At 73.9% G+C, this 26326-nt stretch carries 22 protein-coding genes and 1 riboswitch; of the genes, 12 read left to right on the plus strand and 10 right to left on the minus strand.

The genetic code is table 11. The annotated features are described in order from the left end of the window. Window positions 1-6: 6 nt before the first annotated feature. From OF852_RS07725 to ptsP, 4 genes are all read right to left on the minus strand, one after another. Window positions 7-4497: a hypothetical protein gene (locus tag OF852_RS07725; RefSeq protein WP_271118596.1), complete on the minus strand. Its 4491-nt coding sequence runs from the start codon at window positions 4495-4497 to the stop codon at window positions 7-9. A 139-nt stretch (window positions 4498-4636) separates the two neighbouring features. Beyond that, window positions 4637-6121, minus strand: coding sequence for a catalase (locus OF852_RS07730; protein ID WP_271118597.1), 1485 nt, complete (start codon window positions 6119-6121; stop codon window positions 4637-4639). A gap of 49 nt (window positions 6122-6170) precedes the next feature. Further along, window positions 6171-6593, minus strand: a complete 423-nt coding sequence (locus OF852_RS07735; RefSeq protein WP_271118598.1) for a Fur family transcriptional regulator — start codon at window positions 6591-6593, stop codon at window positions 6171-6173. Window positions 6594-6732: 139 nt separating this feature from the next. Continuing rightward, window positions 6733-8319 carry a phosphoenolpyruvate--protein phosphotransferase gene (ptsP, locus tag OF852_RS07740; RefSeq protein WP_271118599.1) on the minus strand — a complete coding sequence of 529 codons (1587 nt, stop codon included), beginning with the start codon at window positions 8317-8319 and terminating at the stop codon, window positions 6733-6735. A 170-nt stretch (window positions 8320-8489) separates the two neighbouring features. On the opposite strand from ptsP, the gene OF852_RS07745 reads away from it, so the two are divergent. The 5 genes from OF852_RS07745 to OF852_RS07765 all read left to right on the plus strand — a co-directional run bounded on the left by OF852_RS07745 (window position 8490) and on the right by OF852_RS07765 (window position 12873). Continuing rightward, window positions 8490-9563, plus strand: coding sequence for a YihY/virulence factor BrkB family protein (locus OF852_RS07745; protein ID WP_271118600.1), 1074 nt, complete (start codon window positions 8490-8492; stop codon window positions 9561-9563). 58 nt (window positions 9564-9621) lie between these two features. Next, window positions 9622-10455, plus strand: a complete 834-nt coding sequence (locus OF852_RS07750) for an exodeoxyribonuclease III (protein ID WP_271118601.1) — start codon at window positions 9622-9624, stop codon at window positions 10453-10455. Between the two features lie 71 nt (window positions 10456-10526). Continuing rightward, entirely contained in the window at window positions 10527-11531 is a 1005-nt protein-coding gene (trpS, locus tag OF852_RS07755; RefSeq protein WP_271118602.1) for a tryptophan--tRNA ligase, read from the plus strand. Next, window positions 11531-12127, plus strand: a complete 597-nt coding sequence (locus tag OF852_RS07760; protein WP_271118603.1) for a GNAT family N-acetyltransferase — start codon at window positions 11531-11533, stop codon at window positions 12125-12127. The genes trpS and OF852_RS07760 overlap by 1 nt, the downstream gene beginning before the upstream one ends. Further along, window positions 12124-12873 carry an HAD family hydrolase gene (locus OF852_RS07765; RefSeq protein ID WP_271118604.1) on the plus strand — a complete coding sequence of 250 codons (750 nt, stop codon included), beginning with the start codon at window positions 12124-12126 and terminating at the stop codon, window positions 12871-12873. The genes OF852_RS07760 and OF852_RS07765 overlap by 4 nt, the downstream gene beginning before the upstream one ends. Before the next feature lie 117 nt (window positions 12874-12990). Here OF852_RS07765 and OF852_RS07770 read toward each other — a convergent pair whose 3' ends face one another. Then, window positions 12991-13890 (minus strand): type IV toxin-antitoxin system AbiEi family antitoxin domain-containing protein, encoded by a 900-nt coding sequence (locus tag OF852_RS07770; RefSeq protein ID WP_271118605.1) that lies wholly within the window; start codon window positions 13888-13890, stop codon window positions 12991-12993. A 224-nt stretch (window positions 13891-14114) separates the two neighbouring features. Further along, window positions 14115-14242: riboswitch (FMN riboswitch) on the plus strand. A 103-nt stretch (window positions 14243-14345) separates the two neighbouring features. Between OF852_RS07770 and ribD the strand changes: the two genes are divergently transcribed. The 5 genes from ribD (at window position 14346) to OF852_RS07795 (ending at window position 19289) form a co-directional block, all read left to right on the plus strand. Beyond that, entirely contained in the window at window positions 14346-15398 is a 1053-nt protein-coding gene (ribD, locus tag OF852_RS07775) for a bifunctional diaminohydroxyphosphoribosylaminopyrimidine deaminase/5-amino-6-(5-phosphoribosylamino)uracil reductase RibD (protein ID WP_271118606.1), read from the plus strand. 1 nt (window position 15399) lies between these two features. Then, window positions 15400-16029, plus strand: a complete 630-nt coding sequence (locus OF852_RS07780) for a riboflavin synthase (protein WP_271118607.1) — start codon at window positions 15400-15402, stop codon at window positions 16027-16029. Further along, window positions 16026-17333 carry a 3,4-dihydroxy-2-butanone-4-phosphate synthase gene (gene ribB, locus OF852_RS07785; protein ID WP_271118608.1) on the plus strand — a complete coding sequence of 436 codons (1308 nt, stop codon included), beginning with the start codon at window positions 16026-16028 and terminating at the stop codon, window positions 17331-17333. The genes OF852_RS07780 and ribB overlap by 4 nt, the downstream gene beginning before the upstream one ends. Then, entirely contained in the window at window positions 17330-17806 is a 477-nt protein-coding gene (gene ribH / locus OF852_RS07790) for a 6,7-dimethyl-8-ribityllumazine synthase (RefSeq protein ID WP_271118609.1), read from the plus strand. Before ribB ends, ribH begins: the two co-directional genes overlap by 4 nt. Window positions 17807-17945: 139 nt before the next feature. Then, complete coding sequence (locus tag OF852_RS07795) at window positions 17946-19289, plus strand: MFS transporter (RefSeq protein WP_271118610.1); 1344 nt, start codon at window positions 17946-17948, stop codon at window positions 19287-19289. A 52-nt stretch (window positions 19290-19341) separates the two neighbouring features. Here OF852_RS07795 and OF852_RS07800 read toward each other — a convergent pair whose 3' ends face one another. From OF852_RS07800 to OF852_RS07810, 3 genes are read right to left on the minus strand one after another with little or no spacing between them, the layout of a single operon-like run. After that, on the minus strand, window positions 19342-20178 hold the full coding sequence (locus OF852_RS07800) for an ABC transporter permease (RefSeq protein ID WP_271121139.1): 837 nt from the start codon (window positions 20176-20178) through the stop codon (window positions 19342-19344). 2 nt (window positions 20179-20180) lie between these two features. Beyond that, entirely contained in the window at window positions 20181-21032 is an 852-nt protein-coding gene (locus OF852_RS07805) for an ABC transporter permease (protein WP_271118611.1), read from the minus strand. After that, window positions 21029-21955, minus strand: a complete 927-nt coding sequence (locus OF852_RS07810) for an ABC transporter ATP-binding protein (protein WP_271118612.1) — start codon at window positions 21953-21955, stop codon at window positions 21029-21031. Before OF852_RS07810 ends, OF852_RS07805 begins: the two co-directional genes overlap by 4 nt. 111 nt (window positions 21956-22066) lie before the next feature. Between OF852_RS07810 and OF852_RS07815 the strand changes: the two genes are divergently transcribed. Together OF852_RS07815 and OF852_RS07820 are read left to right on the plus strand one after the other, a co-directional pair. After that, window positions 22067-22273 carry an AsnC family protein gene (locus OF852_RS07815; protein ID WP_271118613.1) on the plus strand — a complete coding sequence of 69 codons (207 nt, stop codon included), beginning with the start codon at window positions 22067-22069 and terminating at the stop codon, window positions 22271-22273. Between the two features lie 14 nt (window positions 22274-22287). After that, the gene (locus OF852_RS07820; RefSeq protein WP_271118614.1) at window positions 22288-24174 is read left to right on the plus strand and encodes an ABC transporter ATP-binding protein; all 1887 of its coding nucleotides are present in this window, start codon (window positions 22288-22290) and stop codon (window positions 24172-24174) included. A 9-nt stretch (window positions 24175-24183) separates the two neighbouring features. On the opposite strand, the gene OF852_RS07825 is transcribed toward OF852_RS07820, so the two are convergent. Both OF852_RS07825 and OF852_RS07830 read right to left on the minus strand, forming a co-directional pair. Next, on the minus strand, window positions 24184-24744 hold the full coding sequence (locus OF852_RS07825; protein ID WP_271118615.1) for a hypothetical protein: 561 nt from the start codon (window positions 24742-24744) through the stop codon (window positions 24184-24186). 95 nt (window positions 24745-24839) lie between these two features. Continuing rightward, window positions 24840-26306 carry an NAD-dependent succinate-semialdehyde dehydrogenase gene (locus tag OF852_RS07830; protein ID WP_271118616.1) on the minus strand — a complete coding sequence of 489 codons (1467 nt, stop codon included), beginning with the start codon at window positions 26304-26306 and terminating at the stop codon, window positions 24840-24842. Between the last annotated feature and the right edge of the window lie 20 nt (window positions 26307-26326).

Genomic DNA, 26326 nt, shown 5'->3' on the forward strand with positions numbered 1-26326 from the left:
AGGCGTTCAGCCGGTGACGGCCGACGTCGCGGCCGAGGTCGCCGTGCCGGGGAGGTATCCGGTACGCGTGGCCGTGAGGCGCACGCTGATCCGCATCCCCGCCTGCTGGGCGGTCGGGACGTAGCTGCGCTCGACGGCGCCGGGGATGACCTCGCCGTCCGCGAGCCACTGGTACCCGAATCGGAGGCCGTCGACGCTCCAGCGTCCCGGCGTCGCCGTGAGCGTCGAGCCGACCCGGGGGGTCCCCGCGATCGCGACGGAGCCCGTCGGCGCCGCGCCGTCCTGGATCCGCACCGGTCCGAGCATCCGGTCCGAATCGGCGGGCGCACCCCAGCCGGATCTCCAGATGAAGATCCGCACGCTCAGCTCGCCGCCGGCCTGCGAGGGCAGCGGCACGTACCCGGGATCATCGGCTCCGGGGATCAGCCGGCCGTCGAGGTACCAGGCGTAGGAGAGCTTCACGTCGGTGCTCCAGCGCCCCTCGTCCACCGCCGTCGGCACGCCGACCCGCGCCGCCGAGAGCTCGGGCGGTGCGAGCTGCGCGATCGGCTCGGCGACCGACACGAGCACGTTCGAGACCCCCTCGACGGTGGTGTACCCCGACTTCGACGCCGTGACGAGGACGCGGTACGTGCGGCCGGCGGCCGGGGTGTGCTCCTTCGCGACGTAGGCGGGCTCGCTGCGGCCGCCGGACACGTCGCGCCAGCCGCTGGACTCCGCGACCTGCCAGCGGTAGCGGTACGCGACGCCCGAGACGCCCGACGACGAGACGACCGCGCGGATCTTGTCGCCCGTGCGGACGCTCCCGGCCGGGATCGGTGCCGCGGCCGCGATCCGGACCTCCGGGAACGGGAGGCGCTGCTTCGCGAGGACGAAGGTCGCGGAGGTCCGGGTCGCGGTGCCGTAGCGCGGCGAGGTCGCCCGCATCTTGACGGCGAAGCGGGTGCCGACGGCCTTCGGCGAGGGCCGGTAGGCGGACTTGGTCGCGCCGCGGATGGCCTTCCCGTTCGCGTACCACTGGTAGCGGTACCGCGCGTCGGGCTCCGACCCCGCGGGATAGGTGAAGACTCCCGAGGGCGCGAGGAGCGGCTGCGCGGAGGTTCCGCCCTCGGGGCGCCGCGCCGCGGACCGCGGTGCGGCCCCGCGCTGCGCGAGGATGCGCTGGACCGAGGGCTCGTAGCCGGGCGCGCGCACCGTGACCTCGACCTCGACGGCCGCCGCCGTGATCCCAGCTCGCGCGAGCCTCGAGCTCGTCGCGTCGGCGCGCTCGCGACCGTCGACGAGCCAGCGGTAGGCGATCTCGGCGCCGGGTGCGGTGACGGCGGTCTGGACGCGGAGCTCGGCACCGCTCGCGACGACGCGGGTCGCCGCCGTGCGGGTGATCGGGCCCGCGACGACGGGCACGGCCGCCGAGACGGCGGACACCGTGCCGAGCGCGGTGTCCGACTCGACGCGGACTCGGAGCAGCTGCGCGCCCTCGGCGAGCTCGGCCGTGGGCGTGTACCGGCTCGTCGTCCGCTCCCCCGGCGCCGGCTCCCAGCCGAGGCCGGCGGCGCAGTCGGCCATGGCGCCGGAGCAGCTCTGCCACTCGAGGCGCCGCGCCGTCGCCGCTCGGTCGAGGACGGGCGCCGAGGCCTGGACGACCGCGCCGATCCGGGCACGGCCGGCGGCGAGCCCGGAGAGCTGCGGCACGGCGAGCACGGTGGGCGCCGCCAGCTCGGCGAGCGCGACCGGCTCCGAGGCGCGGACCGAGCTCGCGAAGCCCGAGCGCGAGGCGGTCACGCGGACGCGGAGCTCGCCCGAGGCGCCCGCGGACGGCGTGTACACGGTGCGCCGGGCGCCCGAGATCGCCGCCCACGGCGAGCTCGCGTCCGCACGCCGCTCCCACTGCCAGGCGAGCGCGGCACGAGCCCCGAAGGAGCCGTCGAGCTCGGCGCGGTGCGCGGTCCCGAGCGCTCCCGAGCCGAGGACGCGCGGGGATGCGGCGGCCCGCACGAGGGCGTCGTCGGGCTGGGCGGTCCCCGCGGCGGTCGAGACGGCGACGGAGCCGTACCAGCGGGAGACCGCCGTGACGACGACGCGCACGCTGCCGCCGCGGTCGGCGGCGCGGACGACGTAGGCCGCCGAGGTGGCGCCCTTCACGGCCTTGCCGCGGACGTGCCACTGGTAGCGGAGCGCCGGGGCCGGAGCCGCGGCGTCCGGATAGGCGACGCGCGCGGCACCCGCCTCGAGCCGGTCGCCGACATGGACGGGCGAGCCCGCGCCCGCCGTCCGGTTGACGACGAGGGCGGGCGTCGCGGCGGAGGCGGCCACCCGGCCGGATCGCGCGAGCACGAGCGTCGAGGCGCTCCCATGGCCCGCCTTCGTCGCGGTGACGCGCGCGGTGATCGCGGCCGAGGCGCTCACGCCGCGCAATCCGAAGGTCGAGCCGACGGCGCCCGTGTCGACGCCGTCGACGAGCCAGCGCACCGTGATCGTGGGCGAGGCGACCGACCAGCTGCCCGCCGAGACCTTCACGGCCGTGCTCGAGCGCGAGACGGTCGGCGTCGTCACGAGCCGCGGCGCGCTGTCGGGCTGGGCCAGGACGGAGCCCGTCGTGAGCGCCGGCGACTCGAGCCGCCCGAGCGCGACGGGGGCGACGCGTACCGAGAGCGCGACGCCGGCATCCGCATCCTGGCCGGTGATCGTGTAGGTCGAGCCGGTCGCGCCCGCGATCGGCTGGCCGCCGCGGAGCCACTGGTACGCGAAGCCGAGGCCCGCGACATCCCAGGTGCCCGGGTGGGCCCGGAGCACCGTGCCGACGACGGCGCGCTCGACCGGCAGGATCGCGGGCGCCTGGATGCTGCGGGCGGCCGGGGCGGGCGAGACCGGCCGGCCGAGGTCGACGACGCGGCTGCGGCGGACGAGCTCGGCGAAGCCGGTCGCCGTGACGCGGACGGTCACGGCGCGTCCGGCGTCGGCGCCGCGGAGCACGTAGGCCGACGCCGTCGCCCCGCTCACGGGGCGCCCGTCGCGCAGCCACTGGTAGCTCAGCGCCGCCCCCGCGGCGTCGGAGGCGGCCACGGCCCGGACGGTCGCGCCGACCGCGGTCCCGTCGGGGGCGTCGATGCGCGGCGCCGTGCTCCAGCTCGGCAGCGAGGCCGCCGGGAGGACGCGGCTCAGGCTCGTCGTGCTCTCGCCGATCTGCACGCGCTCGGCGATCGGCGTCGTCGCGAGGGCGCCCGTCTCGTCGAAGCGGACGGCGCCGACGCGGTACCAGCCCGGCGCGAGACGGCTGAAGGACGCTCGGCCCTCCTCATCGGTCTGCGCGATGCGCCGGTCGTCGCCGTCATCCTGCGCGAGGAGCACGGTCGCGTCGGCGACGGGCGCGCCATCCGGGCTCGCGAGGGCGATCGCGAGCTGCGGCGCGGAGGAGCCGACCGCGGCCATCGCGCTCGTGCCGGTCCCGATGGCGCCGCCGCGGACGACGGCGTACCGCTGCGCCGTCTCCCAGGTCGCGGGCGCGCCCGTCCCCGCGTAGCGCGTGCGATAGCTCGCCCCGCCCGCGCCCTCCGCGACCCGGTCGACGAGCTTGACGACGACCTCCCCGTTCGGGACGCCGGTGATCGTGAAGCGTCCCGCGGCGTCGGTGAGGGCGGTCGCCGCGACGCGCTCCGAGGTCTGCGGCGCGCCGTCGCGCACCGGGTAGGCGATCGCCTCGACCTGGTCGACGGGTGCTCCGCCCGTGCCGGTCACGGTTCCCGTGACGCGAGCGCCGGGCAGCATGGACTGCGACTGGAGCGCGGTCGTGCCGGCGGCGGCGCTGATCTCGCCGGCCTGACCGCGGCCCTGGTCGCCGAACCACGTCGGCGCGAGCCCGGTGCTCCGCGCCGCGGTGAAGCGGATGCGGTACGAGCCCGGGTCGAGATCGGTCAGGGCGTAGCGTCCGTCCTTCGCCGTCGTCGCCGTCGCGAAGGGCGCGAAGCCCGCGCCGTCGTCCTTGTACGCCGTGGCGAGGACGTTCGCGCGCGGCACGCGGTCGACGTCGCCGATGACCCGCCCGGTGATCGTCGCGTGCTCGGCGAGCGCGACATCCAGCTGGTTGGCGCCCGGGTGCAGCTCGAGCAGCTCGGCGCGCTCGGCGGTGCCGACGCCGCCGAGGAACTGCGTGAAGCGGCTGCCCGAGGAGCCGGTCGCCCGGAGCAGGAGGGTCGTGTCGGCCTCGGGGTCGAGGCCGGTCAGCGTCACGAGGCCGGTCGCGCCCGTGCGGCCGGTCGGCACGGTGCCGTCGACCCAGGGCTCGATGTGGCCGCCGTCGACCTCGAGCGCCGTCACCTCGACGGCCCCCAGCGGCCCGCCGCCCGGGGCGAGGACGCGGACCGAGAGGGATGCCGCAGCCGTCGCGGCGGCCGGGGCGGCTGAGGCGGCGAGTGCCGCGCCCGGCGCGAGCACGAGCAGCCCGCCGGCGGCGACGCCGAGGGTCGCGAGCATGGCGACGGCGCGCACGGCTGCGCGCACGGACCCCCTCCGGTGCACGGCAGACCCCCCTCTCCCGTGGGTGCGGCGCGTGATCGGGCACGCGCCGCACCTGCACGCTACCGAGACGGGGGCCGCGCGTCTGCACCCCGGACGGGGGCGCAGACGCGCGGTCGACGCCTCAGCGGCGGAGCGTGCTCCGCGGCGACGCGATCTCGGGGAGGCCCGCCGCGACGCGATCGCCGAGCTGCGGGTCGACGCTGCGCCAGTAGGCGAGCACCCGCTCGCGCAGCTCCGGGATCGTCACGCCCGAGACGTGGCCGACGATGTTCGCCACGAGGCGGTCGCGCGCCGCGTCGTCGAGCACCTCGCGCACGAGGGTGCCCGCCTGGCCGAAGTCGTCGTCCTCGGGGTGGAGGGTCGCCGCGGCGCGCACGAGCTCGCCGTCCTGCGCCCAGTTGCCCGCATCCCCCGCCTGCTCGGGCGAGGCCGCCGGGCCGCCGAAGGAGTTCGGCGCGTAGACCGGGGTGTCGGGCGAGCTGAAGGAGGTGCGCATGGCGCCCTCCTTCGAGTAGGTGCTCCGCTCCGACTTCGGCGCGTTGACGGGGAGGTCGGCGTGGTTCGTGCCGACCCGGTAGCGGTGCGCGTCGGCGTAGCTGAAGATGCGGGCCTGCAGCATCTTGTCGGGGCTCGGGCCGATGCCGGGCACGAAGTTCGACGGCGCGAAGGTGGCCTGCTCGATCTGCGAGAAGAAGTTCTCCGGGTTGCGGTCGAGCGTCACCGTGCCGACGTGGATGAGCGGGTAGTCGCCCTTCGGCCACACCTTCGTGAGGTCGAAGGGGTTGAAGCGGTAGGTCTTGGCGTCCTCGTAGGGCATGACCTGCACGTGCAGCTCCCAGCTCGGGAAGTCGCCCGCCTCGATCGCGTCGAAGAGGTCGCGGCGGTGGAAGTCGGCGTCCTCGCCCGCGATCGTGTCGGCCTGCTCCTGCGTGAGGATGTGGTTCCCCTGGTTCGTCTCGAAGTGGTATTTCACCCAGAAGCGCTCGCCGGCCGCGTTGGTCCACTGGTAGGTGTGCGAGCCGAAGCCGTCCATCTTCCGCCAGGAGGCGGGGAGGCCGCGATCGCCCATGAGCCAGGTCACCTGGTGCGCGGACTCGGGCTGGAGGGTCCAGAAGTCCCACTGCATGTCGTGGTTGCGCAGCGCGGAGCCGGGGAGGCGCTTCTGCGAGCGGATGAAGTCGGGGAACTTGATGCCGTCCTTGATGAAGAAGACGGGGGTGTTGTTGCCGACGAGGTCGTAGTTGCCCTCGCTCGTGTAGAACTTCACGGCGAAGCCGCGCGGGTCGCGCCAGGTGTCGGGGCTGCCCTGCTCGCCCGCGACGGAGGAGAAGCGGATGAGGAGCTCGGTCTCGGTGCCGGGCTGGAAGAGCGCGGCGCGGGTGTAGGCGCTCACGTCCTCCTTGACGACGAGCCGGCCGAAGGCGCCGCCGCCCTTCGCGTGCACGACGCGCTCCGGCACGCGCTCGCGGTTGAACTGGGCGAGCTTCTCGACGAGGTAGTGGTCGACGAGCGCGATCGCGCCGTCGGCGCCGACGCTCTGCGAGTGCTGGTCGCTCGCGACGGGCGCGCCGCTGTTCGTGGTGGTCGTCGGGGTGGGGTTCGTCACGAGGGGTCTCCTGGTCGTGTCGTCGGCGGACTCGCGACGAGCCGCGCGCTCAGCTCTGCCGGGCGCACGCGGGGCAGCGGCCCCAGAACACGACGTCGGCCTGCTCGATCACGAACCCCGCCGCATCCGCGGGATGGAGGCACGGGGCCTCCCCCTCGACGCAGTCGACGTCGGCGACGGCGCCGCAGGAGCGGCACACCACGTGGTGGTGGTTGTCGTCGACGCGCGCCTCGTAGAGCGCCGCGGAGCGCTCCGGCTCGATCCGCCGCAGGATCCCGGCCTCGCTCAGGTCGTGGAGCACGTTGTGCACCGACTGGACCGAGAGGGCGGGATGCGCGTCCCCGAGCGAGCGGCGGATGGCCTCCGCGTCGCGGTGGGGCGCCTGCATCACGGCGTCGAGCACCGCGAGGCGCGGTGCCGTGACCCGCAGACCGGCCCCGCGGATGCGGGACTCGTTCGTGCTGCTCGTCACGGACTCCACCTTATCGTGAACACCTCAAAAGAACAGAACTCCAGGCGGGCGCGTCTGGAGGGTTTTCCGGGCGCGTCCCGCGTGGCGCGGGCGCCGCGCCGGCGTGTCGTCCGAAAACCCTCCCGACGCGCGGACGCGCCTAGGCGTCGCGGGCCGCGTCGCGCGCGCCCTGCGCGGTCGTCGCCCGGAGCGCGGCGGCCGCCTTCGCGCGGGCCTCGTCGAGCGTGACCTCGCCGAGCGCGGCGCGGACATCGGCGAGCGCCGCCGGCGTCATCGAGAGCGTCGTCGCGCCGAGGCCCACGAGCACGACCGCGAGCTGCGGGTCCGCCGCCGCCTCGCCGCAGATGCCGACCGGCTTGCCGGCCTCGGCCCCCGCATCCCCGAGCTGCTTCACGAGGCGGAGCACGGCCGGGTGCCACGGGTCCTGATAGGAGGCGACCGAGCCGAGCATGCGGTCCGCCGCGAGCGTGTACTGCGTGAGGTCGTTCGTGCCGATCGAGACGAAATCGGCGATCGCCGTCACCTGGTCGGCGACGACCGCGAGCGAGGGCACCTCCGCCATGACGCCGACCGTGTTCAGCCCGAGCCCCTTGCCGTACTCGACGAAGAACTCGGTCTCCTCCGCGTCCGCGACCATCGGGGCCATGACCCAGAGGTCGGCCTCGGTCGCATCCTGCGCGCCCTTGAGCGCCGTGAGCTGGTCCTTCAGGATCTGCTCGCTGGCGCGGAGGGCGCGGAGCCCGCGGAGCCCGAGCGCCGGGTTCTCCTCGTGGGCGTCGTTGAGGAAGGCGAGCGGCTTGTCGGCGCCGGCGTCGAGCGCGCGCACGACCACCTTCCTGCCGGGGAAGTGCTCGAGCAGCTCCGTGTACTGGGCCTGCTGGCCCTCGACGCTCGGGGCCTCCTTCGCGTCGAGGAAGAGGAACTCGGTGCGGAAGAGGCCGACGCCCTCGGCGCCGAGCTCGACCGCGGCCGCGGCGTCCTTCGGCGAGCCGAGGTTCGCGAGCAGCGGCACCTTCGTGCCGTCGGCGAGCGCCCCGTCCGTGATGGGCGCGTCGGCCTGCGCCGCGCGCTCGGCGATCCGGGCCTCGATGTCGGCGACGAGCGCCGCATCCGGCTCGGTCGTCACGGTGCCGGCCGCCGCATCCAGGGCGAGCACGGTGTCTTCCTCGACGTCGAGGATGCCGGTGACGCCGACGATGGCGGGGATCGACTTCGCGCGGGCGAGGATCGCGGTGTGGCTCGTCGGGCCGCCGTCGCGCGTGATGAGGCCGCGCACCTTCGTCAGGTCGAGGAGGGCGGTGTCGGCGGGCGCGAGGTCGCGGGCCGCGAGGATGAAGGGCTCGTCCGACTCGGGGACGCCCGGCGCCGGCACGCCGCGGAGGGCGGCGATGATGCGCTGGGCGACGTCCGCCAGGTCGGTCGCGCGCTCGGCCATGTAGCCGCCCATCGCGACGAGCTGCTCCTGGAAGGACCCGAACGCGTCGAAGACGGCGCGCTCCCCCGTCGACCCCGCCTCGATGCGGGCCTTGACGTCGTCGGCGAGCATCGGGTCCTGCGCCATGAGCACGGCCGCCTCGAGCACCTGCTGACCCTCGCCCCCGGCCTTCTGCGCGCGGGCGGTGAGGTCGGCCGCGACGGTCTCGACCGCCGCATCCACCTTCGCCTGCTCGGCCGCCGCGTCGCCCCCGTGACGCTCGTCGGCCGGATCCGGCAGCGGCTCCGGCATCTTCCTCAGCGGTCCGATCGCGAGTCCGCGACCGACTCCGACTCCACGGAGTTCCATGGGGGCTCCTCTCCATCGTTCAGGCCTCGGGTCAGCCTAGTGGGCGGCCCGGCCGGGCGATTCCCCAGCGACGCACAGGTGGGGAGGGAGGCTCCGGTGGATAGCGTGGAGGCATGGCAGGGACGCGGGACGAGCAGGTCATCGGGCGGCATACGCGCGCCGTCGCCGAGGAGCCGGAGGGGATCGTCGCGAAGGCCATGGGCCTCGTTCAGAAGATCATGGCGACGCGTCCCGTGCGCGTCTTCCAGCACTACGCGCAGGCGCGCGGCCCGCTCCTCGCCTCCGGCCTCGCCTACCAGGCGCTGTTCGCGGTGTTCGCCGCGCTGCTCGCCGGCTTCTCCATCCTCGGGCTCGTCCTGCGCGGCGACATCGGTCTCCGCGACTCCGTCATCCGCACGCTGTCCGAGTCGGTGCCGGGCCTCATCGACGGCGGCGACGGGAACGGCGCGATCAAGCCGGAGCAGCTGCTGGATGCGAGCATCGTCAGCTGGGCGGGCGTCATCGCGATCGTCGGCCTCCTCGTCACCACGCTCGGCTGGCTGGCCTCCGCGCGCGACGCGGTGCGGGTGATGTTCGACCTGCCGCAGCCCTCCGGCAACCCGGTGCTGCTCAAGCTCAAGGACCTCGGGATGGCGCTCGTCTTCGGCGTCGCGCTCATCGTCTCCTCCGTGCTGTCGGTCGTCGGCTCCTCGGCGACGGGCTGGCTGCTCGGGCTCGTCGGCGTCGAATCGGAGTCGCCGCTCGCGTACGTCGTCGGGCGGGTCGTCACGCTCGTCGTCATGTTCGCGCTCGACGCCGCGGTGCTGGCGGGGCTCTTCCGCTTCCTCGCCGGGGTCGACATCCCCTGGGCTCGGCTGCGCGGCGGCGCGCTGCTCGGCGCCGCCGGCCTCGGCGTGCTCAAGGTGCTCGGCTCCGCGCTGCTCGGCGGCGCCTCGAGCAACCCGCTCCTCGCCTCCTTCGCGGTGATCCTCGGTCTGCTGATCTTCTTCAACTTCGTGTGCCAGGTGATCCTCATCGCCGGGTCGTGGATCGCCGTCGGGCTCGCCGACCGCGAGATCGTCGTGAACGAGGCCGAGCAGCAGGATCAGGTGGCGCGCGCCGCCGAGGTGCTCGGCCGGCTCGGCTACGCGGTCGGCCGACCGGTCGGCCGCCGCCGGGGACGCACCCGCATCCGCCCGATCGAGTAGCGGGGCGGGCGCGGCGCCCGGGGCCGCGGTGTCGGCGCCCGACCCTAGGGTGGAGATCATGGCCTCCCCCACCCGCATCGCCTCCGTCAACGTCAACGGCATCCGCGCCGCCTACCGCAAGGGGATGGGCGACTGGGTCGCCGCGCGCGGGGTCGACATCCTCGCACTGCAGGAGGTCCGGGCCGAGACCGAGCACGTGGAGGAGCTCCTCGGGCCGGAGTGGGACATCCTCCACGACGCCGCGACCGCGAAGGGCCGCGCGGGCGTCGCGATCGCGAGCCGCCGGAAGGCCTCCATCCACCGTGTGACCTTCGGCCCCGACGACTTCGACAGCGCGGGCCGCTGGCTCGAGGCCGACTACGAGGTCGACGGCACGATCGTCACGGTCGTCTCCGCCTACGTCCACTCGGGCGCCGTCGGCACGCCCAAGCAGGTCGAGAAGTTCCGGTTCCTCGACGCCTTCGCCGAGCGGCTGCCCGAGCTCGCGGCGCACAACCCGCTCGCGGTCGTCATGGGCGACTTCAACGTCGGCCACCGCACGCTCGACATCAAGAACTGGAAGGGCAACGTCAAGAACGCGGGCTTCCTCCCGGAGGAGCGCGCCTACCTCGACCGCATGATCGGCGCCGAGGACGCGGAGGGCTACAACGACGGCGCCGGGATGGGCTGGGTGGATGTCGGGCGCAAGCACGCGGGCGAGGTCGACGGCCCCTACACCTGGTGGTCGAACCGCGGCCAGGCGTTCCCGAACGACGTCGGCTGGCGCATCGACTACCAGCTCGCGACGAAGGCGCTCGCCGACCGCTCGACCTCGTACGCCGTCGACCGCTACGAGTCGTACGACGCCCGCTGGTCGGATCACGCGCCCGTCGTCGTCGACTACGAGCTGTAGCCGCCGACCGCCCGTCGAGGAGCGCCCCGCAGCGGACGCGTCCCGGGACGCCGCCTGGCAGGATGGACCCCATGCCCAAGCCCCGCCTCTTCTCCGGCATGCAGCCGTCCGCCGACTCCCTCCAGATCGGCAACTACATCGGCGCGCTCCTCCAGTGGCGGGCCATGCAGGAGGAGTTCGACGCCTTCTTCTGCGTCGTCGACCTCCACGCGATCACGGTCGCGCAGGATCCCGCGCAGCTCCGCGAGGCGACCCGGCGCACCGCCGCGCAGTACATCGCCGCGGGCATCGACCCGGCGCGCTCGACCCTCTTCATCCAGTCGCACGTCGCCGCGCACCCCCAGCTCGCCTGGGTGCTCGACACGATCACGGGCTTCGGCGAGGCGAGCCGGATGACCCAGTTCAAGGACAAGGCGGCGCGCCAGGGCGCGGATGCCGCCTCCCTCGGGCTCTTCGCCTACCCCGTGCTCATGGCGGCCGACATCCTGCTCTACGGCACCGAGGTGGTGCCCGTCGGCGACGACCAGCGCCAGCACGTCGAGCTGACCCGCGACCTCGCGGAGCGCTTCAACGCGCGCTTCGGCGAGACCTTCACGGTGCCGACCGCCCGCATCCAGTCGTCGACCGCGCGCATCTACGACCTCCAGGAGCCGACCGCGAAGATGTCGAAGTCGGCCTCGAGCGAGAAGGGCGTCATCTGGCTGCTCGACGACCCGGCGAAGACGGCGAAGAAGATCAAGTCGGCGACGACCGACTCCGAGGGCAGCGTCCGCTACGACCCGGGCGCGAAGCCGGGCGTCTCGAACCTGCTCGCCATCTACTCGGCGCTGTCGGAGCGCGGCATCCCCGAGCTCGAGGCGGAGTACGCGGGGCGCGGCTACGGCGACTTCAAGAAGGATCTCGCGGAGCTCGTCGCCGACACCTTCGCCCCGATCCGCGCACGGGCGCTCGAGCTCCTCGACGACCCGGCCGAGCTCGACCGCATCCTCGCCGCGAGCGCCGACCGCGCGGCCGGGGTCGCCGACGCGACGCTCGCCCGGGTCTACGACCGCGTCGGGTTCCTCCGCCGCGCCTGATGGAGCCCGTCGCCCTGCGCACCCCGCGGCTCGTCCTCGACCAGCCGCAGGCGCGCGACGTCGAGCTCATCGCCGAGTACTGCGCCGATCCGCTCTTCGAGCGCGTCATGACGACGCCCTGGCCGTACACGCGGGCGCACGCCGAGACCTTCGTGCGCGAGTACGTCGTGAGCGGCTGGGCCTGGGATCGCGAGGCGACCTGGGCGATCCGCGCCGAGCCGGAGGGCGAGCTCCTCGGCCTCGTCGGGCTGCGCGTCGAGGACGGCGACCGCGCGAATCTCGGCTTCTGGCTGGGCGGCCCGCACCGGGGTCGGGGGATCATGCCGGAGGCGGCGGGCGCCGTGCTCGACTGGGCGCTCGGCGACGGTGCGCCGGCGCCCGCCCCGGCGCCCGCCCCGGCGCCCTTCGCGGTCGCGACGGTGCGCTGGGAGGCGGTCGTCGGCAACGCCGCATCCCGCTCGGTCGCGGAGCGCCTCGGGTTCCGCTTCACCGGCATCCGGCCCGCGCCGCTCGGCGACCGGGGCATGCACGACATGTGGCACGCGGAGCTCGGTCGGGGCGAACCGCGCGAGCGCAAGCCCGGGTGGCCGGCGTGACCGGCGTGACCGGCATCCGCGTCGTCATGCTCGACCTCGACGACACCCTCTTCGACCACCGCGGAAGCGTCCGCGAGGGGATCGCGGCGCACCGGCTCACCCTCGGCGACGCCGCGCTCCAGGCGGACGGCGCCGCCGACTTCGCCCGCTGGAACGCGCTCGAGGAGGAGCACTACCATCGCTACCTCGCGGGCGAGCTCGACTTCCTCGGGCAGCGCCGCGAGCGCGCCCGCGGCTTCGTCGCGCCCTACGGCCTCGATCTCTCGCGCGACGAGGACGCCGACGCCTGGTTCGACGGCTATCTCGTCGAGTACGAGCGCACCTGGGCACTCCACGGGGATGCGCTGCGCTGTCTCGGCGCGCTCCGCGAGGCGGGGATGCGCATCGGCCTCATCACGAACGGCGAGCTGACCTTCCAGATGGCGAAGGTCAGGGCGATCGAGCTCGAGGCGCACCTCGAGCACGTGGTGGCGAGCGGCGAGGTCGGCGTCGCGAAGCCGGATCCGCGCATCTTCCATCTCGCCTGCGCGGTCTTCGGCGTCGAGCCGCACGAGGCCTGCTATGTCGGCGACCGCCTCCGCACGGACGCGATCGGCGCGGCGGATGCGGGCCTCACCGGCGTCTGGATCGACCGGCCCGGCGTCGCGGCGCCCGAGGACCTCGCGGCGGCGGCCGAGGCGGGCGCGCACGTCATCCGCACCCTCGACGAGCTGCCGCCGCTCCTCGGCGCGGCGTTCTCGGGCTGAGCGGTCCCGCTCGACGTGCCGGCGGGCTCGAGCCGCGTCCCGCGCTGAGCACCGCGCACCCCGACCGGCCCGCCGCGTCGCGGACCGGGGCTCGGAGGATCCCGTGCGCTCGACTCCTCAGGCCCTTTCCCGGCTCGAGTCTCCGAGACGCGGTACCGCCCGAGCGAGCCGGCGGCGAGCGCGCGCAGCTTTCCGCCGCCCGTCCGGCACCCCGCGGTGGACCTCGAGCGCGGCGATGACGACGCCGACGCACCAGTCGAGCGAGTACACGACCTGCGCGTACCTGAAGTGCAGGACGGTCCGGCCCTCCAGGATGAATCCGGCATCGCGCTCCCGGTCGCGCGTCGACACGGTCGCGTCGTGCCAGCGGTCGCCGTCCGTCTCGACGGCGACCGCGGCCTCCACGTCGAGATCCGTCGGCCCGACCCCGCCGATCCAGCTCTGCGCCGTGACCGCGAGCCCGAGGTCGCGGAGCGCGACCCGCATGATCGACTCCAATCCGGACTCGGCGGTGGACTCGACGTGATCGAGGAGCGACCGCCGCTCGGCGGGGAGCGCCGCCCTGAGCTCGTCGAGCTGCCACTCGCGGAGGAGGCCGAGATGCATGGCGCTGTCGACCGCGGCGACGAACGGCAGCCGGTCGAGGCATCCGGACGCCTGCAGCAGCGCGTCGACGATGCCCACCGCCCCTCGGCTCGCGTCGCCGGGGTCGGACAGCGGCGCCCAGTGGAGCCGCACATCCGCCGAGCGGCGCACCGTCGTCTCGTGCGCATCCAGCTGCACGTGCGTGCGATCGTCCGGGAGCAGCGTCCAGACGCCCATCGCCGCGAGGGCGGAGCAGCAGGCCAGCCTGCCCCCGGCCCGCACCGCCGCCGCGACCGCGGGGTCGACGCCCGCGGTCGCGTACCAGCCGCGCCGGAGGCGCTGGAGCACCCCGTCGTCGAGCTGCCGCTCGAGCCCTCGTCGGCGGATCCCGCGCGCTCGCAGCTCGGCCGTCGTCCAGATCCGAGCGTCCATCCCGCGAGCATCGCCGCCCATCGGCTCGGCGCGTGCCGCACGGCGCCGATCTGTGGAGAGATCGTCGCACCGCGTCTCGGAGGATGCCGGGCTCAGGGTCGATCGCCGGGCCGAGCGCGAGCATCCTCCGAGACGCGGACCGGGCGCGCGGCGCCGCGGATGACGGGATGCGACGCGGGAATACGGCGCGCGAGGCGGCGTTGGTAGACTGCAGAACACGAAGCACGTGCTCCGGGGGCGGTGAGATTCCGCACCGGCGGTGAGAGTCCGCGAGCGCCGATCCGAGAGGGTCGGGGTTGATCCGGTGGAATTCCGGGACCGACGGTGACAGTCCGGATGGGAGGATGCACAGGCTCGAGCGTGCCGTCGGCTTCAGCCGGCAGCGCACTGGAGCCCGCCGCACCTGGCGTCGACCCCGGGACCCGTCCAGAAGGACCGAGACCGAGGACCGCCGGATGACCGAGACGCCCGCCGCGAGCGACGCGGCGACCGACGCCGAGCGCGCCGCGATGCGCCACGGCCTCGACCTCGCCGCCCGCGGTCCCCTCACCGGCGGCAACCCACAGGTCGGCTGTGTGCTCCTGGATGCGGGAGGCCGCACCGTCGCCGAGGGCTGGCACCGCGGTGCGGGCACGCCGCACGCCGAGATCGACGCGCTCGCGAAGCTGCCGCGGCCGTCCGACGCGCGCGGCCTGACCGCCGTCGTCACCCTCGAGCCCTGCAACCACACGGGCCGCACCGGCCCCTGCAGCGAGGCGCTCCTCGCGGCCGGCATCTCGCGCGTCGTCTACGCCGTGAGCGACCCCGGCGAGGTGTCGCGCGGCGGCGGCGAGCGGCTCCGCGAGGCGGGGGTGGAGGTCGTGGGCGGCGTGCTCGCCGAGGAGGCCGAGCAGCGTCTCGAGGGCTGGCTCACGGCGGTGCGCCGCGGCCGCCCCTGGGTGACGGTGAAGTGGGCGTCCAGCCTCGACGGCCGTGCCGCCGCCGCCGACGGCACGAGCCGGTGGATCACGGGCGCCGCCGCCCGGCAGCGCGTGCACGAGCAGCGCGCCGAGCACGACGCGATCCTCGTCGGCACCGAGACCGCGCTCGCCGACGACCCGAGCCTCACGGCGCGCGGCGACGCGGGCGAGCTGCTCGCCCACCAGCCGGTGCCGGTCGTCCTCGGCGAGCGACGCATCCCCGCCGACGCGCGCCTCCACGCGCATCCGGCGGGCGTCATCGAGACGGGCTCGCGCGACCTCCGCGCCGCCCTCGAGGCTCTGCACGCGCGCGGCATCCGGCGCGTCTACGTCGAGGGCGGGCCGACGGTCGCGAGCGCGTTCCTCGCGGCCGGTCTCGCCGACGAGCTCGTCGTCTATCTCGCGCCCGTCCTGCTGGGCGGCGGCCGCCTCGCGCTGGGCGAGCTCGGCATCCCCACGATCTCCGACGCGCTGCACCTCGAGGTGCGCGCGATCGAGCACCTCGGCGAGGACCTCATGCTCCTCGCCCGACCCCGGAAGAAGGCCTGACATGTTCACCGGCATCATCGAGGAGCTGGGCGAGGTGCTCGCCTTCGAGCGACAGCCCGAGGGCGACGCGGCGCGGCTCACCGTCCGCGCGCCGATCGCGGTGAGCGACGCGAGCCACGGCGACTCGATCTCGATCAGCGGCGTCTGCCTCACGGTCGTCGCGCAGACCGCCGACACCTTCACGGCGGATGTCATGGGCGTCTCGATCGCGATGAGCACGCTGGGCACCCTCGTGCCGGGCGAGCTCGTGAACGTCGAGCGCGCCGCATCCCTCGGCTCCCGGCTCGGCGGGCACATCGTGCAGGGGCACGTCGACGGCACCGCCCGCGTCCTCCGCATCGAGGACGAGTCGAACTGGCGCATCGTGCGCTTCGCGCTGAGCCCCGAGCTCGCGCCGCTCGTCACCCGCAAGGGCTCGATCACGCTCGACGGCACCTCCCTCACGGTGAGCGCCGTGAGCGACGCGGCCGAGGCCGAGCAGTGGCTCGAGGTCTCGCTCATCCCCGAGACGCTCGCCGCGACGACCCTCGGCCGGAAGGCGGTCGGGGATGCCGTGAACGTCGAGACCGACATCCTGGCCCGCCACGTCGAGCGCCTGCTCGCGTTCCAGAAGGAGGAGGTCTCCGCATGAGCCTCGCCAGCATCCCCGAGGCCCTGATCGCCCTGCGCGAGGGCCGACCCGTGATCGTCGCCGACGACGAGGGCCGCGAGAACGAGGGCGACGTCATCCTCGCCGCGCAGACGGCGAGCCAGGAGTGGATCGCGTGGACGGTCCGCAACTCCTCCGGCTTCATCTGCGCCCCCATGACGAACGAGATCGCCGACCGGCTCGGGCTGCCGCTCATGGTCGCCGACAACGAGGACCCGCGCGGCACGGCGTACACGGTGAGCGTGGATGCGGCCGACCGGCTCTCGACCGGCATCAGCGCCGCCGACCGCGCCCACACCCTGCGCGTGCTCGCCGATCCGGCCTCGCTGCCGAGCGCGCTCAACCGGCCCGGCCACATCCTCCCCCTCCGGGCGGTGGACGGCGGCGTGCGCGAGCGGGACGGCCACACCGAGGCGACCGTCGACCTCCTCAAGCTCGCGGGCCTGGAGCCCGTCGGCGCGATCGCGGAGATCGTCGCGGACGACGGCGAGATGATGCGCCTGCCGGGCCTCATCGAGCTGGGCGAGCGCGAGGGCGTCCTCGTGGTCACGATCGAGAGCCTCATCGAGTTCATGCAGGAGCGGAACTGCTCGCGCGACCCGGAGCCCGTCGTCGACGTGCCGGACTTCGAGCGCGTGAGCTTCGAGGTGGAGACGAGCGTCCCGACGGAGTTCGGCCGCTTCCGCGTGCGCGCCTACCGCGACCGCTCGACCGGGGCCGACCACGTCGCCTGGATCTCGGACGGCCCCGACGGCCGGGCGCCCGCGGACGGCACGCTCGTCCGCGTCCACTCGGAGTGCCTCACGGGCGAGGCCTTCGGCTCGCTGAAGTGCGAGTGCGGTCCGCAGCTCGAGGCGGCGCTCCGCGAGATCGACACCCGCGGCGGCATCGTCATCTACCTGCGCGGCCACGAGGGCCGCGGCATCGGCCTCATCAACAAGCTCAAGGCCTACCGCCTCCAGGAGGACGGCCTCGACACGCTCGATGCGAACCTGCGCCTCGGGCTCCCCGCGGACGCCCGCGATTACGGGGCGGCGACCGGCATCCTCAAGGATCTCGGCATCGGCTCGGTGCGCCTGCTCTCGAACAACCCCGAGAAGGCGCGGCAGCTGCGCGAGCGCGACATCGAGGTGACCGAGCTCGTGCCGCTCGTCGTCGGCGTCGGCCAGTTCAACGAGGGCTACCTCGACGCGAAGCGCGACCGCATGGGCCACGCGCTCCCCACCCACGAGGACCTCGACGAGGTCATCGAGAACACCATCACGAAGAGAGGACTCTCCGCATGAGCGGCGCCGGATCCCCCACCCTCGACCTCGACGGCTCGGGCCTCGACATCACGATCGTCTCGGGTCAGTGGCACGAGGCCATCTCGGACGGCCTCCGTGCGGGCGCCCGCGCCGCGCTCGAGGAGGCCGGTGCGACCGTGACCGAGGTGCTCGTGCCGGGCAGCTTCGAGCTGCCCGTGGTCGCGAAGGCCGTGCTCGAGGCGGGCGCGGACGGCGTCGTCGCCCTCGGGGTCATCATCCGGGGCGGCACGCCGCACTTCGACTACGTCTCGAACGCCGCGACCGACGGCCTGACCCGCGTCGCGCTCGACACCGGCAAGCCGGTGGGCTTCGGCGTGCTCACCCTGGATGACGAGCAGCAGGGCATCGACCGGGCCGGGCTCCCGGGCTCGAAGGAGGACAAGGGCCGGGAGGCGGCGGAGGCGGTCGTCGCGACGGCGCGCGCGCTGCGGGCGGTCCGCGGCGATTCCTAGACGGGCGTAGGGTATTGGGGGTCCGCCACGAGCGGGCCCCCTTTCGTCTTGCACGGGCAGCGTCGCGCGGTCGAGTCCGCACGCACCCCTGCCGCTCCCCCGACCCGCTCCCGTGCTCACGCCGTCCCCTCGGAGCACCATGTCATCCACGCCCGCCGCCACGACCTCGCCGAAGCCCGCCAACCCCCGCGGCCGCGTCATCTTCGCGAGCCTCATCGGCACCTCGATCGAGTTCTACGACTTCTACGTCTACGCGACCGCGGCCGTCCTCGTCTTCCCCGCGCTGTTCTTCCCGGGCGACGACCCCGCCACCTCGCTGCTGAAGTCCTTCGCCGCGTTCGGCGCAGCCTTCGTCGCGCGGCCGCTCGGCTCGATCGTCTTCGGGCACTTCGGCGACCGGATCGGCCGCAAGGGCACGCTCGTCGCCTCCCTCCTCACCATGGGCATCGCGACCTTCGTCATCGGCATCCTCCCGACCGGCCTCACGCCCGGGTGGGAGGTGCTCGCGCCGACGCTGCTCGTCGCGATGCGCTTCTGCCAGGGCCTCGGCCTCGGCGGCGAGTGGTCGGGGGCGGCGCTCCTCGCGACCGAGAACGCCCCGAAGGGGAAGCGGGCCATCTACGGCACCTTCCCGCAGCTCGGCGCGCCCATCGGCTTCATCCTCGCGAACGGCGTGTTCCTCGTGCTCGCGACCGCCCTCGACGAGCAGGCCTTCCAGTCGTGGGGCTGGCGCGTGCCCTTCCTCGCCTCGTCGATCCTCGTGATCGTCGGCCTCTACGTGCGCTTCAAGCTCATCGAGACGCCCGCGTTCCAGAAGGTCGTCGACGAGGGCCACGTCGCGAAGCTGCCGCTCGCGCGCGTCTTCCGGACGAGCTGGCGCCCGCTCATCCTCGGCACCTTCATCATGCTCGCGACCTACGTGCTCTTCTACCTGATGACGACGTTCACGCTGACCTTCGGGACGACGCCGGCGGACGCGCAGCCGGGCGGGCTCGGCTACGAGCGCACCGACTTCCTCATCATGCTCATCGTGGGCGTCGTGTTCTTCGGCGTCTTCACGCTCGTCTCGGGACCGCTCGCGGAGCGCTTCGGGCGGCGCCTGACGCTCATCGTCGTGACGGCCGGCATCCTCGTCTTCGGCCTGCTCTTCGTCCCGCTCGCGGGCGGCGGCTTCGCCGGCATCATGGCGCTGCTCATCGTGGGCTTCTCGCTCATGGGCCTCACCTTCGGGCCGATGGCGTCGATCCTGCCGGAGCTCTTCCCGACGAACGTCCGCTACACGGGCTCGGCGATCAGCTACAACGTGTCGAGCATCCTGGGGGCCGCGGTCGCGCCCTTCATCGCGGTCGCGCTCTGGACGGCGGCGGGCGGCAGCATCTGGCTGGTCGGCGTGTACCTCAGCGCCATGGCGGTGCTGACGCTCGTGGCCCTGCTCCTCAGCCGCGAGACGCGCGACATCGCGTACGAGTCGAACGTGGCCTGAGCCTCCGCGGCCGAACGGCCGAGCCCCTGGATGCGGGCGCGGGGAGGCGGGGTCAGTCGAGGAAGAGGGCGCGCAGCCTCCGGGTCGCGACGACGAGACCGACCGCGATCATGACGAGGTAGTAGCCGACGTGCACGAACATCGCCGGCCCCAGGACGCCGGTCGTGAGCCCGCGGACGAGCTCGACCCCGTGCCAGAGCGGCAGCGCCTGGATGAGCCACTGGATCGGCTCGGGGTAGACGGTCAGCGGGTAGAAGGTCGCCGAGAACAGGAACATCGGCAGCATGACGAAGTTGACCCAGTCCATCTGCTGGAAGGTCTTGAGGTAGCTCGTGATCGCCATCCCGACGGCCGCGAAGCCGAAGGCGATGAGCAGGATCGCGGGGAGGGCGAGAATCGCCGTCCAGGCGAGGTTGAGCCCGAGCGCCTGCATGACGATCATGAAGCCGGTCGCGTAGGCGCCGCCGCGGAGCAGCGCGAGCGCGATCTCGCCGAGCGCGATGTCGAGCGGCCCGAGGCTCGTCGCGAGCATGCCCTGGTAGAGCTTGCCGAAGTGCATCTTGAAGAAGACGTTCCACGTCGAGTCGTAGACGGCGCCGTTCATCGCCGAGACGGCGAGGAGCGCGGGCGCGATGTACGCGGCGTAGGGGAGCTCGCCGTCGCCCTGGACGACCGGCCCGATGAAGCTGCCGAGCCCGATCCCGAGCGAGAGCAGGTAGAAGATCGGCTCGAAGAAGCCGGAGACGACGACGGCCCAGTTGGAGGACTTCGTCGCGAACCAGCCGCGGTACATGACGCTGCGCGCGTTGCCCGCATACAGCGCGCGCACGCCGCGCGGGCCTGGGCCCCGCGAGCCGCGGACCGCGCGGGCGGGGGCGCTGGAGGGCACACTCACCGGTCGAGCCTCCTCGTCGAGATGCGGACGGCCAGCCGCCAGCCGACGACGGCGAGCGCGAGCAGGTACACGAGATGGATCGCGGTGAGCCAGGGCGCCTCGGCCGCACCGTACGCGAGCACGCGCGAGAGCTCCGCGCCGTGCCACAGCGGCGAGATCCAGCCCACCCACTGCAGGAACCACGGGAGCGTCTCGAGCGGGAACATCGTGCCGCTGAAGAGAGTCATCGGCAGCACGATGAAGCGCATGATCATCGCGAACTGGCCCCGGTCCTCGGTGAGGGAGGCGCTGTAGGCCATGAGGGGCGTGCCGAAGGCGAGGCCCGTGAGCACGGCGACGAGGACCGCGAGCGCGCCCCCGGCGGGCGAGGGGACGGCCCCGAAGGCGAGCATGACGAGGTAGTAGACGAGCGCCGTCGCGAGCATGCGGAGCAGGACGAAGAGCACCACCCCGTCGACGATCTGACGCGCGCTGATCGGCGCCGCGTTCATGCCGACGAAGATGGGGTTCCACTTGAAGCCCATCATGATCGTGTACGTGAACTCCTCGGAGGCGACCGTGATCGCGGCCGCGCAGAGGAGGGCGGGCGCGACGAAGGCGAGGTAGCTCACGCCGTCCTCGGAGCCCGGCCCCTCGTTGCCGGTCACGAGCGTCGCGACCCCCACGCCGAAGGCGAAGAGGTAGAGCAGCGGCGTGCCGAGGATCGTCGCGACGATCGTGCCGCCGTAGTTCTTGAGGCGGCGGAGGTTGTGCTCGGTCACGTACCAGGCGCCGAAGCGGCGCGGGAGGGCGGCGACGGGGGCGGCCGGGGCGCCCGCCGGCGCCGCCTGGGATGCGGGGGCGCTCATTCGATGAGGCTCCGCCCCGTGAGGCGGAGGAAGACGTCCTCCAGGCTCGAGCGCCGCACGAGGCTCGTGACGGGCTCGAGGCCGAGCTCGAGGATGCGGCGCAGCGCCGCCTCGCCGTCGGCGGCGTAGACGAGCACGCGATCGGGCAGGGTCTCGGTCCGGTCGCCGACGCCCTCGATGCGGCGGGCGGCCTCCTCGTTGCGCTCGGAGCCGAAGCGCACCTCGACGACCTCCCGGCTGGAGTGCTCGCGGATGAGCGCGGCGGGCGCGCCCTCGGCCATGATCCGGCCCGAGTCGACGACGACGAGCCGGTCGCAGAGCTGCTCCGCCTCGTCCATGTAATGGGTGGTGAGCACGAGCGTCGTGCCCTCCTCCTTGAGCCGGAACAGCCGATCCCAGAGGATGTGGCGCGCCTGCGGGTCGAGTCCGGTGGTCGGCTCGTCGAGCAGCAGGATGCGGGGGTCGTTGATGAGGGCGCGCGCGATCGTGAGGCGCCGCTTCATGCCGCCGGAGAGGTCGTCGACCTTGGCCTTCGCCTTCTCCTCGAGCTGGGCGAAGGCGAGGAGCTCGTCGGCCCGCTGCGCGACGCGGTCGCGCGGGAGGCCGAAGTAGCGCCCGTAGACGAGCAGGTTCTCGCGCACGCGCAGCTCGAAGTCGAGGTTGTCCTGCTGGGGGACGACGCCGAGCTGCGCGCGGATCTCGGGGCCGGAGCGGTCGGGGTCGAGCCCGAGGATCGAGAGCTCGCCGCTCGTGCGGGTCGAGACGGCGCCGACCATGCGCATCGTGGTGGACTTGCCGGCCCCGTTGGGCCCGAGCAGCCCGAAGGACTCCCCCGGCGCGACGTCGAAGTCGATGCCGTCGACGGCGGCGATCTCCTGGTAGCGCTTCGTGAGGGCTGCGGCGTGGATGACGGGGGCGGACACGAGAGCGAGCCTAGCCGCCCACCTCCGACATGTGAGCACCGTCCACATATCTCGCGGCGCGCCGTGTCAACCTGAGTTGACGTCCAGCCGAGTGTCAACTACGGTTGACGCGTGCCAGCCCGCCCCCTCGCCGAGGAGACCCCGCCCCCGGGGCCGCTCGCCGAGCTGCGCGAGCTCCGCGCCCGGCAGCAGGAGCTCCTCCGGCAGGAGGCCGCGCTCGTCCGCCAGGCGCGGGCGCAGGGATGCGGCTGGCAGATGATCGCGACCGCGCTCGGCGTCAGCCGGCAGGCCGTCCACAAGAGGTACGGGCGCCGATAGCGCCGAGGAGAGACATGAGCACCGCCGACACCCGATCCACCGCGCCCCGCCGGGGGCTCCTCGGCCGACGCGCCGCCGCCGACGACGGCCCCCGCGCGAGCTTCCGCGAGCTCCTCCCCTACCTCACCGAGCACCGCGGCGCCCTCGCCGCCGTCATCGTGCTCAGCATCCTCAGCGCGGCCGCCTCCCTCGCGCAGCCGCTGCTCGTCAGCCAGGTCATCTCGATCGTCGAGGCGGGCCGCGCGCTCGGCTGGCTCGTCTGGGTGCTCATCGGACTCGTCGTCGGCTCCGCCGTCCTCAGCGGCCTCCAGCACTACATCCTCCAGCGCACCGGCACCTCGGTCGTGCTCTCGGCCCGCCGCCAGCTCGTGCGCCGGATGCTGCGCCTCCCGATCTCGGAGTTCGACACGCGCCGCACGGGCGACCTCGTCTCGCGCGTCGGCAGCGACACCACCCTGCTCTACGCCGTCATGACGCAGGGCCTCCTCGACGCGGTCGGCGGTGCCCTGCTCTTCCTCGGCGCGCTCATCGCGATGCTCGTCCTCGACCCCGTGCTGCTCGGCCTCACCGTGCTCGTCGTCGCGGTCTCGGTCGTCGCGGTCACGCTGCTCTCGGCGCGGATCCGCGTCGCCAGCCGCGAGCAGCAGGAGCGCGTCGGCGACCTCGCGGCGGCCGTCGAGCGCGCGATCAGCGCGATCCGCACCGTCCGCGCGGCGAACGCGACCGGGCGCGAGACGGAGGTCGTCGAGCGGGATGCGGTCGGTGCCTGGCGCGCGGGCGTCAAGGTCGCGAAGATCTCGGCCCTCGTCGTGCCGATCGCGGGCATCGCGATGCAGGTGTCGTTCCTCGTGGTGCTCGGCGTGGGGGGCTTCCGCGTCGCCTCCGGCGAGCTGACGATCGCGAACCTCGTCGCGTTCATCCTGTTCCTCTTCATGATGATCATGCCGCTCGGGCAGGCCTTCGGGGCCATCAACTCCGTCAACCAGGCGCTCGGCGCGCTCGGCCGCATCCAGGAGATCGTGCGCACCCCCGCCGAGGACGCGGACGATGCGGCCGCGACCCCGGCACCCGACGGCGACGCGGCGGCGGCGATCGAGTTCGAGGAGGTCGTGTTCGGCTACCCGGACGCCGCCCACCGCACCGAGACGGAGAAGACGGTCGCGGCCGCGGTCGGCGAGGCCGCGCTCGCGGAGCTCGGCGACGAGGACGCCCGGCGCGAGGGCGAGGTGCTGCGGGGCGTGAGCTTCCAGGTGCCGCGCGGCTCCCGCGTCGCGCTCGTCGGCCCCTCGGGCGCGGGCAAGAGCACCGTCCTCGCGCTCGTCGAGCGCTTCTACGACCCCGAGTCGGGCGTCGTGCGGCTCGGCGGGAAGGATGTCCGCGGCCTCGAGCGCGACGCCCTGCGCGGGCAGATCGGCTACGTCGAGCAGGATGCGCCGGTGCTCGCGGGCACGATCCGCGACAACCTCCTGCTCGCCGCGCCCGGGGCCTCCGACGAGGCCTGCGAGCGGGTCCTCCGCGCGGTCAACCTCGGCGAGGTGCTCGGCCGCAGCCCCCTCGGCCTCGACGCGCAGGTCGGCGAGGACGGCGTCATGCTCTCCGGCGGCGAGCGCCAGCGGCTCGCGATCGCGCGTGCGCTGCTCGCCGCGCCCCCGATCCTGCTCCTCGACGAGGCGACCGCCTCCCTCGACGGCCTCAACGAGCAGCTGCTCCGCGAGGCGATCGACACGGTCGCCGAGGACCGGACGCTGCTCGTCATCGCGCACCGGCTCTCGACCGTCGTCGACTCCGACCGCATCGTGGTCCTCGACCGCGGCCGCGTCGCCGGCGTCGGCACGCACTCCGAGCTCGTCGCCTCCGTGCCGCTCTACCGCGACCTCGCGAAGCACCAGCTGCTCGTCTAGGTCACGCGCTCAGCGGCCCCGCTCGCCCTCGTCGACCGCGCGGAGCAGGAGCAGGGTCGCGCCCTCGGCATCGACGCCGATCGCGGCGTCGTAGCGGACCTCGGGGTCGTCCTGGTCGCGGTACGCGAGGTACTCGGGGGCGGCCATGCCGAGATCCCCGGGGCTCACGGCCCAGCCGTCCGTCGGATCGACGGGCTGGTAGCTCGTGCCCTCGAGCGGGGACGCCGTCCCCTCCGGCAGGCGCACGACCGCGTCGAAGCGCGGGGTCGGCACGCGCGTCTCGCTGCCCTCGACGAGCACGCTGCCGGCCGGGAGCGCGAGCCGCCCGAGCTCGCCCGCGCGCTCGGCCGAGTCGAGCTCGCAGGGGAGCAGGATGCGGCCGCAGAGCCCCGCCGGCGTGCGGCCGACGGTGTCGGCGAAGATCGTCCAGCCGACGACGAGCCCGGCCGCGATGACGGCGACGACGAGGAGGGCGGCGAGCCCGCGCGGGACGGCGCGGGACAGCGCCTCCCTCTCGGCGACCTCGACCTCCGGGGCGTCGAGGCCGAGCTGCTCGGCGGCGGTGGGCATGCCGGGACCCTACCTCCTCGGGAGGGGTCTCGGTCGACACGCCGCCGACGCGGTCGGCTGGGACGGCGTGTCGGCCAGAACCCCTCCCGAGGAGCTCAGGCGAAGGGGTCGGGCGTCATCGTGTACTTCGTCTCGAGGTACTCGTGGATGCCCTCGAGCCCGCCCTCGCGGCCGTTGCCCGACTGCTTGACCCCGCCGAAGGGCGCCGCCGCGTTCGAGATGACGCCGACGTTGAGGCCCATCATCCCGGTGTCGAGGGCGTCGATCATGCGCTGGCCGCGCGCGAGGTCGCGGGTGAAGACGTAGGAGACGAGCCCGTACTCGGTGTCGTTCGCGAGCCGCACCGCCTCCGCCTCCTCGCCGAAGGTCGCGATCGCGAGCACCGGGCCGAAGATCTCCTGGCGGAGGATCTCGCTGCCGGGCGCGACGCCCGTGACGACGGTCGGCTGGAAGAAGGTGCCGGTGCCCTCGATCGCGCTGCCGCCCGTCTCGACGGCGGCGCCGCGGCCGACCGCGTCCTCGACGAGCTCGACCGCCTTCGCGACCGCGCGGTCGTCGATGAGCGGCCCGATCTGGATGCCGTCCTCCGTGCCGCGGCCGACCCGCATCGCCGCCACCCGCTCGGTGACGCGGCGCGCGAACTCGGGGGCGACGTCCTCGTGGACGATGAAGCGGTTCGCGGCCGTGCAGGCCTGGCCGATGTTGCGGAACTTCGCGGCCAGCGCGCCCTCGACGGCCTGGTCGAGATCCGCGTCCTCGAAGACCACGAACGGCGCGTTGCCGCCGAGCTCCATGGAGGTGCGGAGCACGCCGTCGGCCGCCTGCTTCATGAGCTGCACGCCGACGGGCGTGGAGCCGGTGAAGCTGAGCTTCCGGAGCCGCGGGTCGGCGATGATCGGCGAGGAGACCTCCTTCGAGCTCGAGGTCGTGATGACGTTGACGACGCCCTCCGGGAGCCCCGCCTCGATGAGCAGCGCCGCGAGGGCGAGGGTCGTGAGCGGCGTGAGCTCGGCCGGCTTCACGACGACCGTGCAGCCGGCGGCGAGCGCGGGCGCGATCTTGCGGGTGGCCATCGCGAGCGGGAAGTTCCACGGCGTGATGAGGTAGCACGGGCCGACGGGACGCTGCGACACGATCATGCGCCCCGTGCCCTCGGGGTTCGCGCCGTAGCGGCCCGCGATGCGCGGCGCCTCCTCCGAGAACCAGCGCAGGAACTCGCCGCCGTAGGCGACCTCGCCGCGCGACTCCGCGAGCGGCTTGCCCATCTCGAGCGTCATGAGCAGCGCGAAGTCGTCGGCCCGCTCCTGCAGCAGGTCGAACGCGCGGCGCAGGATCTCGCCGCGCTTCCGGGCGGGGGTCGCCGCCCAGGCCTCCGCGGCCTCCACCGCGGCATCGAGGGCGCGGATGCCGTCCTCGGGCGATGCGTCGGCGATGCGCGTGAGGACCTCGCCCGTGGCGGGGTCGCGCACGGCGAGCGTCGCGCCGGTCGAGGAGTCCGTCCACGCGCCGCCGATCAGGAGCTGCGTCGGCACGGACTGGATGAGCTGGGCTTCGTCGGTCATGGTTCCTCCTCGTGCATCAT

Origin of the sequence: Homoserinibacter sp. YIM 151385, assembly GCF_027912415.1 — a bacterium.
Lineage (GTDB): Bacteria > Actinomycetota > Actinomycetes > Actinomycetales > Microbacteriaceae > Schumannella.

What these genes read in the sequence shown, in the direction of transcription:
- ptsP (WP_271118599.1), bottom strand. Translation starts at nt 8,319, where the DNA reads ATGCCGGAGCCGCTGCCGGATCCGGCCGACGAGCGTCACGGGGGCGAC.
- OF852_RS07745 (WP_271118600.1), top strand. Translation starts at nt 8,490, where the DNA reads ATGGCAGGGACGCGGGACGAGCAGGTCATCGGGCGGCATACGCGCGCC.
- OF852_RS07750 (WP_271118601.1), top strand. Translation starts at nt 9,622, where the DNA reads ATGGCCTCCCCCACCCGCATCGCCTCCGTCAACGTCAACGGCATCCGC.
- trpS (WP_271118602.1), top strand. Translation starts at nt 10,527, where the DNA reads ATGCCCAAGCCCCGCCTCTTCTCCGGCATGCAGCCGTCCGCCGACTCC.
- OF852_RS07760 (WP_271118603.1), top strand. Translation starts at nt 11,531, where the DNA reads ATGGAGCCCGTCGCCCTGCGCACCCCGCGGCTCGTCCTCGACCAGCCG.
- OF852_RS07770 (WP_271118605.1), bottom strand. Translation starts at nt 13,890, where the DNA reads ATGGACGCTCGGATCTGGACGACGGCCGAGCTGCGAGCGCGCGGGATC.
- ribD (WP_271118606.1), top strand. Translation starts at nt 14,346, where the DNA reads ATGACCGAGACGCCCGCCGCGAGCGACGCGGCGACCGACGCCGAGCGC.
- OF852_RS07780 (WP_271118607.1), top strand. Translation starts at nt 15,400, where the DNA reads ATGTTCACCGGCATCATCGAGGAGCTGGGCGAGGTGCTCGCCTTCGAG.
- ribB (WP_271118608.1), top strand. Translation starts at nt 16,026, where the DNA reads ATGAGCCTCGCCAGCATCCCCGAGGCCCTGATCGCCCTGCGCGAGGGC.
- ribH (WP_271118609.1), top strand. Translation starts at nt 17,330, where the DNA reads ATGAGCGGCGCCGGATCCCCCACCCTCGACCTCGACGGCTCGGGCCTC.
- OF852_RS07795 (WP_271118610.1), top strand. Translation starts at nt 17,946, where the DNA reads ATGTCATCCACGCCCGCCGCCACGACCTCGCCGAAGCCCGCCAACCCC.
- OF852_RS07805 (WP_271118611.1), bottom strand. Translation starts at nt 21,032, where the DNA reads ATGAGCGCCCCCGCATCCCAGGCGGCGCCGGCGGGCGCCCCGGCCGCC.
- OF852_RS07820 (WP_271118614.1), top strand. Translation starts at nt 22,288, where the DNA reads ATGAGCACCGCCGACACCCGATCCACCGCGCCCCGCCGGGGGCTCCTC.
- OF852_RS07825 (WP_271118615.1), bottom strand. Translation starts at nt 24,744, where the DNA reads ATGCCCACCGCCGCCGAGCAGCTCGGCCTCGACGCCCCGGAGGTCGAG.
- OF852_RS07830 (WP_271118616.1), bottom strand. Translation starts at nt 26,306, where the DNA reads ATGACCGACGAAGCCCAGCTCATCCAGTCCGTGCCGACGCAGCTCCTG.